At 33.7% G+C, this 13,081-nt stretch carries 9 protein-coding genes; all 9 read left to right on the top strand.

Features of this window, described 5'->3' with window-relative positions:
• Positions 1-200 precede the first annotated feature (200 nt).
• The 9 genes from DCO46_RS14255 to DCO46_RS14210 all read left to right on the top strand — a co-directional run bounded on the left by DCO46_RS14255 (position 201) and on the right by DCO46_RS14210 (position 13,015).
• On the top strand, positions 201-1,682 hold the full coding sequence (locus tag DCO46_RS14255; protein ID WP_116753187.1) for an SGNH/GDSL hydrolase family protein: 1,482 nt from the start codon (positions 201-203) through the stop codon (positions 1,680-1,682).
• Complete coding sequence (locus DCO46_RS14250) at positions 1,675-3,096, top strand: GDSL-type esterase/lipase family protein (protein ID WP_116753186.1); 1,422 nt, start codon at positions 1,675-1,677, stop codon at positions 3,094-3,096. Before DCO46_RS14255 ends, DCO46_RS14250 begins: the two co-directional genes overlap by 8 nt.
• 1 nt (position 3,097) lies before the next feature.
• Positions 3,098-4,780 (top strand): MBOAT family O-acyltransferase, encoded by a 1,683-nt coding sequence (locus tag DCO46_RS14245; protein WP_116753185.1) that lies wholly within the window; start codon positions 3,098-3,100, stop codon positions 4,778-4,780.
• Between the two features lie 289 nt (positions 4,781-5,069).
• The gene (gene ffh, locus DCO46_RS14235; protein WP_116753183.1) at positions 5,070-6,422 is read left to right on the top strand and encodes a signal recognition particle protein; all 1,353 of its coding nucleotides are present in this window, start codon (positions 5,070-5,072) and stop codon (positions 6,420-6,422) included.
• 125 nt (positions 6,423-6,547) lie between these two features.
• A complete protein-coding gene (locus tag DCO46_RS14230; RefSeq protein ID WP_116753182.1) occupies positions 6,548-7,432 on the top strand; it encodes a bifunctional 5,10-methylenetetrahydrofolate dehydrogenase/5,10-methenyltetrahydrofolate cyclohydrolase in 885 nt (294 codons plus the stop codon).
• A 428-nt stretch (positions 7,433-7,860) separates the two neighbouring features.
• A complete protein-coding gene (locus DCO46_RS14225; protein WP_165828956.1) occupies positions 7,861-10,569 on the top strand; it encodes a TonB-dependent receptor in 2,709 nt (902 codons plus the stop codon).
• An 88-nt stretch (positions 10,570-10,657) separates the two neighbouring features.
• The gene (locus DCO46_RS14220) at positions 10,658-11,272 is read left to right on the top strand and encodes a hypothetical protein (RefSeq protein WP_116753180.1); all 615 of its coding nucleotides are present in this window, start codon (positions 10,658-10,660) and stop codon (positions 11,270-11,272) included.
• A 4-nt stretch (positions 11,273-11,276) separates the two neighbouring features.
• Positions 11,277-11,567, top strand: coding sequence for a winged helix-turn-helix domain-containing protein (locus DCO46_RS14215; RefSeq protein WP_116753179.1), 291 nt, complete (start codon positions 11,277-11,279; stop codon positions 11,565-11,567).
• 59 nt (positions 11,568-11,626) lie between these two features.
• Positions 11,627-13,015, top strand: coding sequence for a DUF4173 domain-containing protein (locus tag DCO46_RS14210; protein ID WP_116753178.1), 1,389 nt, complete (start codon positions 11,627-11,629; stop codon positions 13,013-13,015).
• Positions 13,016-13,081: the final 66 nt, after the last annotated feature.

The raw sequence follows: 13,081 nt of genomic DNA, 5'->3' as shown, positions 1-13,081 counted from the left end.
TAAAATCTAGTTAATCATTAGCTTTGTTTTTTTTATTTTTTTTGAGAGGGGTTAGATTTATCTGACCTCTTTTTTTGTTTTAATTTTTAATCAGTAAAAACAATTAAAAATTAACGTTTAATCCTATCTTTGCGGATGTTTTTTAAAAAGATTAAATATCATACCGTTTAAAAACCTTCTTCAAAATTTATAAGCACTAAGTGAATACAAAATCTTATTTTTTTCAGTCTTTTGCCATTGTAGCATTAGCATTTATAGCATTCATTGGATTTAAACAAATCTTACCGGATAAAATTTTTTCGGATAGTAAAATAGATTCCAAGAATGTACTTATTGACAGCCTTCTTCTGGAATCGGTTGCAAATGATTCTTTGTCTAAGGATGCAGATAGCATTACAGAAGACGAAAGAGAAGAAGCCCGTGAAAAAATTGTTTTTGATGGCGTTGAGGGAATCGAATTTCCGTCTGAAACTTTCGAGAATTACAAAGGATACCAATACCTGATTTCTTTTTACGAAAAACTATATCAGCTGGAAAAAAATCCGCAACATAAAGTCAGAATAGCTTATTATGGAGACTCTATGACCGACGGAGATTTAATTGTACAGGATGTCCGTATGAATTATCAAGAACGTTTTGGTGGAAACGGAGTTGGTTTTGTTTCGATAATTTCAGAATCTTCAGCCTCAAGAGGTTCTGTAAAAACACTTTTTTCTAAAAACTGGAAAACACAATCCTACCTAAATGTAAAAAGACCAACAAGTCCTTTTGGTGTAAACGGACATGTGTTTTTTGCAAATGATAAAGCCAATACGACCTGGGTACAATACGAAGCAGGTTTGAATAAATTTTCTACCGCCTTAGATAATCCAACATTGTTTTACGGAAAATCACACAAAAAGGGAAATGTTAATTTCATTATAGGAAAAGATACTTTGCGTAAAATGCTTAATCCGAGCAATTTGGTTAATACCCTAAAAGTTAGTTCAGGAAGCATAAAAACATTCAAAGCAAATTTTACACAGTCAGATTCTATTCCGATTTATGGTTTTAATTTTGATAACGGAAGCGGAGTCCATGTCGATAACTTTTCACAAAGAGGAAATTCAGGATTGCCTATTTCAATGTTCGATGCAGGTGTTATGCAGGCCTTCAATAACAACCTGAAATATGACCTGATTATTTTGCATTATGGAACTAACGTACTGAATTACGGAACCAAAAACTATTCCTGGTACCAAAAAGGAATGACGAAGACCGTAAATAAGATAAAAGAATCTTTTCCGGGAGTTTCAATTTTGATTGTTTCAACAGCTGATAAATCGACAAAATATGATCTTGAAATGAAAACCGACTCAGCAGTAGTTCCTTTGATGAAAGCACAAAAAAGATATGCACTTGATACAGAATCCGGTTTTGTAAACCTTTATACACTAATGGGAGGTGACGGATCTATGGTAAAATGGGCAGATGAATCTCCGGCAAGAGCAAATAAAGATTATACGCATTTTAATCAGCGTGGAGCAAAAGCAATCGGAAACTTATTATACAGCCAGCTAAATAAAGGCTACGAAGAATATAAAGTACTGCGTGAAAAACGCGAAACGGCAGAAAAGCCAAAACCAGTCAGAAAAACGAAAACAGATTCCGTATCTGTTCTAAAAGATAGTGTAAATGAATAAACTAATTATTTTCTTTTGCGGTCTTTTATGTTCAGCAAATATTGAAGCGCAAAAATCTGTCCCACTTTTAATAACTAAAAACATGAGTGCTAAAATCGATTCGGCAATGATGGAAACCTATACAGGAAATCACATATATAATGCTAAAGTTTTAGAAAGTGTTTTTCAGAAATTAAACGAAAACGAAACTGCCAGTAATCAGAAAATAAATATTGTGCATATTGGTGATTCGCACATTCAGGGGGATTTGATGACTAATGAAATCAGAAAAAAACTCCAGCAAAAATTCGGAAATGCAGGAAGAGGTTTTGTTTTTCCGTATCAACTGGCCAAAACAAATGGTTCTTATAACGAACGATTTTATTCGAACCGAACCTGGGAAAGTTACCGAAACATTTCTCCGGCAAAAAAATATCCTGTTGGTCTAAGCGGAATTGGGCTTTGGAGGGATAATGCAGGTTTTGTAATAGAACTGAACGTAAAAGATAAAGCGTATAAGTTTAATTCAATTCACATCATTACACCTCAAAATCAAAAAATGTTTGATCTTGCGCTGTCGTCCAAAACAAATATTATTCAGTCGACGGAACCAAAAGTGATCACGCATAAAATAAAAAAAGGAGAAGCAATCTCTATCATTGCCGATAAATACAATGTTTCTGTTGCCGAAATTAAAAAGGCAAATGGTTTAAAATCAAATAATATTCGTGCGGGAAGAATATTAAGAATTCCTACCAAAGAAACAAGACCTAAAAATATTAAAACTTCAGAATATGTTCCTTTAGACCTTACATCTGATTCCTTCTCTTATTATTATAATTCAGAAAAAGCATTAGACAAAATTTATCTGATTCCAAATAAAGAAGCAGCAGATTATGAACTTAGCGGAATTGTTTTAGAGAAAAATGCTCCGGGAGTAACCTATAGCGGAATTGGAGTAAACGGTGCAAAATTCTCAGATTATAATAAATATCCTTTGTTTTTTGAGCAGTTAAAATCTTTGCATCCTGATTTGTTGATTTTCTCACTAGGGACAAATGAAAGTTACGACAATATGGAAGCCTCTGGTTATGTGAGAGAATTACGCGAATTTATAAGCAATCTCAAAGAACAGAAAATTGATGTTCCGATAATTGTTATGACACCGCCGCCATCACTTCACCGTGGAAGAAAGCCGAATGTTTACGTTAAAGATTATGCAGAACGTATTAATAGTATTGCAGAAAAAGAAGATTTTGCCGTTTGGGATTTATACGATGAATTTGGAGGCATTAACGGAGTCCGAAAATTGAGATCAGAAGGTTTAATAGGTCCGGATTTTGTTCATTATTCTAAAAAAGGATATCAGAAACAAGGAAAACTCTTTACCGAAGCATTTTTAAGAGCATACGATAATTTTAAATTAAAAAAGTAAATTGATAACAGGTAATAGCATAAATGATTGGTTTGTTCATAATTTTGGTACAATAACAATCGAGCAGGTTAAAGGTTGGTTTATATACAATCCGGATGAAAAGTTATTATTTAACACCGGTTTATTTCTGGGGCTTTTTCTGGTTTTCTATTTTGTTTACGCCTTTTTGCGTAAAACATTTTATTTGCGTTTAACATACGTAATTCTTTTTTCGCTTTTCTTTTATTATAAGTCGAGCGGAATTTACTTTTTGTTATTGCTGCTTTCATCCGTTGTAGATTATGGATTAAGCCAGATTATTTACAGGGAAAAGAAAGATACCGTAAAGAAAATATATCTCGTAATAAGTGTTATTCTGAATTTAGGATTACTGGGGTATTTCAAATACATGAACTTTATGATTGTGACTTACAATGATATGTTCAAGGGGAATTTTGAACTCCACAATGTTTTTCTTCCGGTTGGGATTTCATTTTATACTTTTCAGTCGATGAGTTATATTATTGAGATTTATCGTGAAGAAATCAAACCAACAAAAAACTATATCGAATACCTTTTCTTCGTTTCCTTCTTCCCGCAACTGGTTGCCGGACCAATTGTACGTGCAAAGGATTTTCTTCCGCAGATTTATCAAAAATTAAATCTTACTAAACAAGATGTAAACAACGCCTTGTTTCTTATAATCGGAGGATTAATTAAGAAAACAGTTATATCAAATTATATATCAGTAAATTTTGTTGACCGTGTTTTTGATACACCAATGACCTACACCTCATTTGAAAATTTAATGGCCTCTTACGGATATGCTATTCAGATTTACTGTGACTTTTCAGGTTATTCAGATATGGCGATAGGAATTGCTTTATTATTAGGTTTTAAATTACCGGTCAATTTTAGAACCCCGTATAAATCGACTTCGATTACCGATTTCTGGAGAAGATGGCATATTTCCTTATCAACCTGGTTAAAAGACTTTTTATACATTTCTATTGGAGGAAACCGCGAAGGATCTTTTGCCGGATTTTTATTCCCGAGTTTATTCTTCTTCGGACTATTACTTTGGGGGATGTCAAATATCAATACCAGTATCATACCATTGGTAATCGCTATTGGGTCAATTATACTATTTTGTCTGACATTTTTGCTTTCAAAAAAGAAAAACCAAACCACTGTAACCAATTTTAACTTGTTTACTACAATGCTTTTAGGAGGATTGTGGCATGGAGCGGGAGCACAGTTCATTGTTTGGGGAGCACTACACGGATTGGCATTGGCAGTTCATAAAATTTTCAGCGAATTCTTTCCTTCAAAAAAAGATAAAAGTCCTAATTTCTTGTGGAGATTCTTTTCAATCGTAATTACATTTCATTTTGTAGTTTTCTGCTGGATCTTTTTCCGTGCCAGAGATTTCGATACGGCTTTGCAGGTCATTAATAATATTGGTCAGCTAACATTCGAACCGGAAAATTGGAAAGCTATTCTTTTAGGATATAAAAATGTGTTTTTACTAATGCTTTTTGGTTACGTTTGGCACTTTCTACCTGAAGTTATTACAGACAAAATGAAATTTGTTTTTGATAAAACACCTTTACTTTTAAAAGCTGTAATTTTAGGCTTTGTGTACTGGATTGTTTACGCAACAGCCGTTGCAGGTTCACAGCCGTTTATTTATTTCCAATTCTAATAAGAAATTGCCACAAAGGCACAAAGGCGCAAAGGCGCAAAGGTTTTTATTCTTTGCGCTTTTTTTTGCTCTCGCAGATTTATCACATATAGCTGATTTTCTCCTATTCTATCTAAAAACAATCTGATATCTGATAAATCTGCGAGAAACAAAAAACTTTGTGTCTTGACAAGAAAAAACAAAATAAACTTTGTGTCTTTGTACCTTCGTGGCAAAAAATTGCACATAAATAAAAATTGCCTGAAATATCTAATTAGATTATCTTTGCACTTCAAATAAAGAAAATAGTATGTTTGATAATTTAAGTGATAAGTTAGATAAAGCGTTCCATATATTAAAAGGACACGGTAAAATTACAGAAGTAAACGTTGCCGATACCTTAAAAGAAGTTCGTCGTGCCCTTTTAGATGCCGATGTTAACTTTAAAATTGCTAAAGATTTTACAACCAAAGTAAAAGAAAAAGCAATTGGTCAGGACGTTTTGACAACATTGCAGCCAGGACAATTATTAGTAAAGTTAGTAAAAGACGAACTTACTGAATTAATGGGAGGAGATGTTGCAGGAGTTAATCTTTCCGGAAATCCAAGCATTATTTTAATGTCAGGACTTCAGGGTTCAGGTAAAACTACATTCTCAGGAAAATTAGCTAATTTTCTAAAAACAAAGAAAAACAAAAAACCACTTTTAGTAGCGTGTGATATCTACCGTCCTGCGGCGATAAACCAGTTACATGTAGTGGGAGACCAGATAGGTGTTGAGGTTTACTCAGAACCGGAAAATAAAAATCCTGTAGAGATTGCCCAAAATGCAATCAAACATGCCAAAGCAAACGGTTTTAACGTAGTTATTGTCGATACAGCAGGTCGTTTAGCGGTAGATCAGGAAATGATGGACGAAATTGCACGTGTCCACAAAGCAATTCAGCCTCAGGAAACCTTGTTTGTTGTGGATGCAATGACAGGACAAGATGCCGTAAATACAGCAAAAGCGTTCAACGATATCCTGAACTTTGATGGAGTTATCTTAACGAAATTAGATGGTGATACTCGTGGTGGAGCAGCAATCTCGATTAAATCGGTTGTAAACAAACCAATCAAATTTGTAGGTACAGGCGAGAAGATGGAAGCAATTGATGTTTTCTATCCGGATCGTATGGCTGAGCGTATCTTAGGTATGGGAGACGTTGTGTCTCTTGTAGAAAGAGCTCAGGAACAATTTGATGAAGAAGAAGCAAGAAAACTTCAAAAGAAAATCGCTAAAAACGAATTCGGTTTTGATGATTTCCTGACGCAGATTCAGCAAGTAAAGAAAATGGGTAATATGAAAGACCTGGTTGGAATGATTCCGGGAGCTTCAAAAGCCATGAAAGATGTAGAAATAGAAGATGACGCCTTTAAGCATATTGAAGCGATCATTCACTCGATGACACCAATCGAAAGAAGCAAGCCAGCCATAATCGACGTAAAAAGGAAAGCCAGAATCGCTAAAGGTTCAGGAACCAAGGTCGAGCAGGTAAACCAGTTAATGAAGCAGTTTGACCAAATGAGCAAGATGATGAAGATGATGCAGGGTCCTGGCGGAAAAAACCTGATGAAAATGATGGGAGGCATGAAAGGAATGCCAGGCGGAATGCCGAGATAATAAAATTAAAAGTTTCAAGTTTCAGGTTTCAAGTTAGAGACTGAAATTTGAAACTTTTTTAATTCAATAAATATTAAGTTTCGCAAGTAACGTGAAACATGAAACTTTAAACCTGAAACAACACAATGCAGCTACTAGACGGTAAAAAAACATCTAACGACATTAAAAACGAAATTGCAGCCGAAGTTCAACTAATAAAAGATGCCGGAGGAAAAGTACCTCATTTGGCAGCAGTTTTAGTTGGAACAAATGGTGCAAGTTTAACTTACGTAGGAAGTAAAGTAAAATCATGTCAGGAAATCGGATTTGATTCAACTTTAGTAAGTCTGCCGGAAACCATTACCGAAGAGGAACTGCTTGCTAAAATTAAAGAGTTAAACGAGGACGATAATCTGGATGGATATATCGTTCAGTTACCGTTGCCAAAACATATCGACGAGCAAAAAATCTTATTGGCAATTGATCCTGACAAAGACGTAGACGGTTTTCACCCTACGAACTTTGGTAGAATGGCTTTAGAAATGGAAAGTTTTATTCCGGCAACACCATTCGGAATTATGGAATTGCTGGAGCGCTACAAAGTAGAAACTTCAGGAAAACATACTGTTGTAATTGGAAGAAGTCATATAGTTGGACGTCCAATGAGTATCCTGATGAGCCGTAAAGGAAATCCTGGAGATTCGACAGTTACATTAACACATAGTCGTACTAAAAACTTAGCTGAATTCACTAAAAATGCCGATATCATTATTACAGCTTTAGGAGTTCCGGAATTTTTAAAAGGCGATATGGTAAAAGATGGGGTAACTGTTATCGACGTTGGAATTACACGTGTTGACGACGCATCAAACGCAAAAGGGTATGTTATTAAAGGTGACGTTGATTTTGATGAAGTAAGCAAAAAAGCATCATTCATTACGCCGGTTCCAGGTGGAGTAGGGCCAATGACAATTGCAATGTTACTTAAAAACACACTTTTGGCCCGCAAAATGAGAAGTGCCAAAAAATAATTGAATTAAAATATTCATAAAAAAAGCCTATTCATTCGAGTAGGCTTTGTTGTTTATACTTGGGTCGGGCTATCCGTGCTACTTCGGTAGCTTACTTCTATCCCTCACGCAGATTCGCAGCCACCATAACCATTCATTTTTAAAAAGTTTCAAAAACCGGTTAGCTGTTTTAGAAAAAGGTTTTTTCAGACAGACTAAAAATTAACATTTATTCGATTCTGTTTCCTGATTTTTTAACAATTAGTTGCAATTTGTTAAAATTTATAAATTAAGTTTGCTCCTATTAAAATGAAAACAATTTAAGCCCTACAAGAATATCTGTTACCATGTTTAAAAACCTTCTGTTCCCCACATTTTATTTTCAGAATTTAGTTCTTTTAAATAATTTTTTTTCAATACAAAACAAGATAAAAACGCTAAGCTTTCTGATGTTTTTCTTGCACGGTCTTTCTTCTTTAGCGCAAAAAAATGCCGTTATCAGTGGTAAAATTGTTACCGAAAAAGATTCGCCCATCGAATCCGTTACGATTTATTTGATTCATACAAAAGATTCATCTGTAGCAGCCTATACACTTTCAGATAAAAATGGTCTCTTTAAATTAGAAACCAAAACAGGATATAAAAATAATATCTTAAAAATTTCAGCAGAAGGGTATCTGGAGTTCTCTGATACGATAGAAACACTCACTCACAATATTGATTTAGGAGTTATCAGGCTTAAAAAATACGATATTGAATTGGATGAAGTTGTTATAAAAAATGAAGCTCCAATCCGGATAAAAAAAGACACCATAGAATTTAATGCTTCTTCATTTAAATTACGCCCGGATGCCAATGTAGAAGCTTTGTTAAAACAATTACCCGGTGTAACGGTTGATACAGACAAAAAAATAACGGTAAACGGCAAAAAGGTTAGCCAGATCTTAGTTAACGGAAAACCCTTTTTTGATACCGATGGAAAAGTGGCACTTCAAAACCTTCCGGCTGAGTTGATAAATAAAGTACAGGTTTCGGACGCTAAAACCAAGGAACAGGAATTTACCAAACAAGCTTCGACATCAGAGAATGTTTCAATCAATTTAACAATCGATAAAGATAAAAACAAAGGTTTGTTTGGCAAAGTATTAGGCGGTTACGGAAGCTCAGAGCGATATGAAGGCAGTGCTTTAATGAGTTATTTTAATGAAAAAAAAAGAATCAGTTTTTTAGCTTCTTCTAATAATATTAATGCATCCGGCTTTTCTATGGATGACGTTTTTGATAGTATGGGAGGTGGAAGAAACGATGGTTCGGGAGCTTCAGGCGGCAGAGGAACAGGAGTGGTAAAAACGAATATGGCAGGATTAGATTACACTGATGAATGGTTTAAGGGATCAGATATGGATTTGAATTATTATTTTACAAATTCCAATTCGGACAATACCAATAGAACAACAGAACTTACATTACTTCCAACAGGTTCTTTAACAGCTAAATCTGCTTCAAAAAGCGATCGGGATTCTAATAAACATAATGCAAATTTACATTTTGGCTATAATGTTTCTCCTTCAATGAGAATTTTCTTTTCACCGGCCATTGTAGCAGGAAAAGTTACAGCAGCAGATAATTTTGATAAAAAAACCTGGGATGAGAATAATCAGTTAATCAATTCCAGCAGTTCTTTTAATACAAATGAAACAAATGAAACTAATTTCAAAAATACCATTAGGCTTTTTTCAAGCTCAAAGAAAAAAGGAAGATATTTTACTGCTTCTCTTGAAAATGAAAATTCACAAAACGATTTAGATTCAAGGGTAAATTCATTGACAGTTTTTGCACTGGGAACAAGTCCTGATGATTTGCGTAATCAGAATGTTATTCAAAAAAATAATAGAGATAAATATACAGGGACTTTTCAATATAAAGAACCAGTAACCGATTCACTAAATCTAAATATTTCAGTAACTACAGATTATGAAAAAACGATAGACGATAAAAAAACATTTGATCGCAATGGTCAGGATTCTAAATATGATATTTTTAATGAATCGCTTAGTAATTTTAGCTCTTTTAATAGTTTTGAAGTGAACCCGAAATTGGGTTTTGATATTAGTATGCACAAATTTAATTTAATGGTATCTACAGGAACTTCCGTTATCAAGACTGAAAATCATGCACTTTATTTAAAGGAAACAACAGATTTGAATAAAAATTATTTTATACCAAATGGATCAATTAATGCAAATTACAGAATTACAAAATCGCAAGCTATACTTATGATGTATGAGCGTAAATTTTCAATTCCAAGTAGTAATCAGGTTTTGGCAGTTGCCAATTTAGATAATCCTTTAGTTGTTAGAACAGGAAATCCTGATCTAAAAGCTTCAACTTTTCATTTTTTGCAGGCAGGTTTTTCAAATTACGATTTTCAGTCGCGTTCGAGTTATTACGTTCATTTTAATACAACATATTATGATAATCAGATTGTGGGAACCTCTGCCTACACCACTTCAGGGAAACAAATTTCAACATTTGATAATGTAGAGGGCACATACAATATGTTATTAGGAGGAGAATGGAATAAAACCATTAAGAAAGAGGCAAATACATTTGGACTGCGATTTAATATGTATGGCAATTATAATTTTGATAAAGGTTTTACAAATGGTCAGCTGTATGAGGCAAAAACATTTAGACTGACACCTGGTTTTGTATTTACGTATGAGTATGGAGATTTGTTAAGCATCAAACCGTTATATAATTTCGCATACAATGACACACGATACAACAATACTTCTTTAAGTTCAACTTCAAATACGACTCATAATTTTAATATCGAAATGACAAGCTTCTGGCCTAAGAATTGGGTCCTGGGCAACGACTTTGGTTATACCAATAATTCGAATATTTCGGGATCATACAAAAGAGATTTCTATTTGTGGAATACTAGTTTATCCTACAAATTCGCTAAGCAGTTTACACTCAAAATGAAAGTTTATGATTTGCTGAATCAAAATCAGAGTACTTCGAGAACAATCACTCCAACAGCTGTTGTAGATTCAGAAAGCAATGTTTTAAAGCGTTATGTAATGTTTTCTTTATTGTATAAATTTCAAAATTTTGAAACAAATGAGAATAATCTTTATGAAGTAAATTAATTCCTGAATCCCTTTTCTCAAAAAAGCTGCCTTTTTGTATTGTCATTTCAAAATAAAATATAACTTTGTATCTCAAAGTACTTTAATTATGAATCAGAAGCACCAAGAAGATTTGTCACATATCCGCTCTATGATGGAGCGTTCTTCAAGATTTATATCCCTAAGCGGGCTTTCGGGAGTTTTTGCCGGACTATCTGCTCTGATAGGAGGAATGTATGTTTACCAGTTATTTAGAGTAAACGGAGTGGATTACTTCAATGATGAACATGTCTTATATTCTGCTAATCTGGTTTCAGAATTAATTCTTACAGGGATTATCATTTTGGTTTTTGCTTTGACTTTTGGAATATTTTTTACACTTAGAAAAAGCAAAAAAGACAATTTGCCTGTCTGGACTACAGCAACAAAAAATATGCTTTTTAATCTGGCCGTTCCCTTAACTGCGGGAGGTGTTTTTTGCCTGGCACTTTTGTATCATCAGATATATGTTTTGATAGCTCCGGCAACTTTAATTTTTTATGGACTGGCGCTTGTTAATGCAGAAAAATATACATTTTCGGATGTCAAATATTTAGGCTTTTGCCAATTGATTTTAGGATTTATATCTCTTTTCTTTTTAGGATATGGTTTGATTTTTTGGATTCTTGGTTTTGGTATTTTACATATCTTGTACGGATTAGTAATGTTCAGAAAATACAAATAGGCCAATGGGAATCATTGATAAATTAAATAAGGATTTTGAAAGTCGTGTCAGATTAGGTATAATGTCTATTCTGATTGTAAACGAGTGGATTGACTTCACAGAAATGAAAACGCTTTTGAATATCACAGATGGTAATTTAGCAAGTCATTCCTCTGCACTGGAAAAAGCAGAATATATTGAAATAAAAAAGGAGTTTGTGGGCAAAAAACCTAAAACATCTTATAAAGTTACCGATCTTGGGCGCGCCGCTTTTAAAGAGCATCTAAATAATCTTGAAAAATTAATGAAATTCTAACAACAAAAATTTTTTATCTAAAAACTTTGAATTACAAAGTACTTTTAAATTTAATCATCATGAAAAAAATCCAATTAATCTTAGTTTGCAGTATTGCTTTTCTACTGCTTTTTTACAAGGAAGGGCCAGGGCTTAACCTTGGCGTTTTCGGTTTGATTTTAACCGGCCTTATTTGTTTTAACTTCCAGGATCGTTTTACACACCGGTCTCATCTGGTTTTAGTAGTTGCATCGGTCTTATCGTGCCTTGCTTTTGCCTGGTATGGGGATCCTCCGTCTTTTTTGGCAATGTCTATGTCTGTTATTTTTTTACAGTTTAAAACACAGGAAACAAAGCTGAAGGTTATTCAGGTCTTTCCTTTGGTATTCTTAAACGGATTTGCCTCTCTGGGACGTATTTTAATGTTTAATCAATGGCTTCCGCAGAGACAAATCAATAATAACTGGGCGAAAAAGCTGATTGCTTATTTTATGATTCCTGCCGTATTTCTAATTTTGTTTTTTATAGTTTATTCTTTCGGAAGTGATCACTTTTCATCTCTGTTTACAGATTATCGGTTAGATATTGACATTCTGCAGCTTTTCCTGATTTCCGGTATTGGATTTTATATTTCATTTACTTTCTGGAATTACTGGATTCCGGATATCTGTTATGATAAAAATGAACTTCTGGAAAATGATTTTAGTAACATAAGCGAGGTTACCAATCAAAATACATTTTCATTTCTTGACCTCGATTTTGAAAGAAAGAGTGGAGAGATTACATTATTTCTGCTCAATGCACTGCTTCTCGTTTTTATTGTAACGTATAATTATGAACAATTTTTTGAGGTTGTGAAAACGTCTCAATTAAGTGCAGCTACACACGAAAGAGTAAATTCGGTTATATTTTCTATTTTGATGGCTGTTGGGGTAATCTTGTTTTATTTTAAAGGCGGATTCAACTTTGATGAAAAGGCTTCAAAACTAAAAAGCCTTTCTAAACTCTGGATTGTTCTAAACGGTATTCTGATTGTAAGTACGTTTATAAAAAATTCAGAATACGTTTCGTTTTTCGGATTGACATATAAAAGATTAGGCGTTTACGCTTTTCTGATCTTAGCAATTATTGGGCTGGTCATTACTTTTCTCAAAATCACCAGACAAAAGACAAATGCCTATCTTATAAACCATATGGTTTGGTATTTCTACGGAACGATACTTTTATGCAGTTTTGTCAACTGGGGAAATCTCATAACAAATTATAATATTTCAGTAAACAAAGGTGTAGAACCAAGATTCCTGAGCAGTTTAAATTTTAATGATGAAGTCCGCAGAGAGTATTTCAAGCAGAATAATTTAGAAAGTTTATTTGTCGATGATCCGAGAGAAGGAGAAATTCAGCGATATCAGAATGAAACTTTTTTATCAAAAACGTTATATTATGAATTTATAAATCGCAGATATTAACTTAAGAATCCCATTCAGTTTTGAATGGGATTTTTTATGTGGAATAATTTACTTACAAGTCTTTCA

Source organism: Flavobacterium sp. HTF (genome assembly GCF_003105115.1).
In the GTDB taxonomy this organism is placed as follows: Bacteria; Bacteroidota; Bacteroidia; order Flavobacteriales; family Flavobacteriaceae; genus Flavobacterium.
Note: the sequence above shows the minus strand (reverse complement) of the source record. Positions and strands in the feature narration are given on the sequence as shown.

Coding starts and splice junctions, on each gene's coding strand:
- ffh (WP_116753183.1), top strand. CDS start 5,070: ATGTTTGATAATTTAAGTGATAAGTTAGATAAAGCGTTCCATATATTA.
- DCO46_RS14215 (WP_116753179.1), top strand. CDS start 11,277: ATGGGAATCATTGATAAATTAAATAAGGATTTTGAAAGTCGTGTCAGA.
- DCO46_RS14210 (WP_116753178.1), top strand. CDS start 11,627: ATGAAAAAAATCCAATTAATCTTAGTTTGCAGTATTGCTTTTCTACTG.
- DCO46_RS14230 (WP_116753182.1), top strand. CDS start 6,548: ATGCAGCTACTAGACGGTAAAAAAACATCTAACGACATTAAAAACGAA.
- DCO46_RS14225 (WP_165828956.1), top strand. CDS start 7,861: ATGTTTTTCTTGCACGGTCTTTCTTCTTTAGCGCAAAAAAATGCCGTT.
- DCO46_RS14220 (WP_116753180.1), top strand. CDS start 10,658: ATGAATCAGAAGCACCAAGAAGATTTGTCACATATCCGCTCTATGATG.
- DCO46_RS14250 (WP_116753186.1), top strand. CDS start 1,675: ATGAATAAACTAATTATTTTCTTTTGCGGTCTTTTATGTTCAGCAAAT.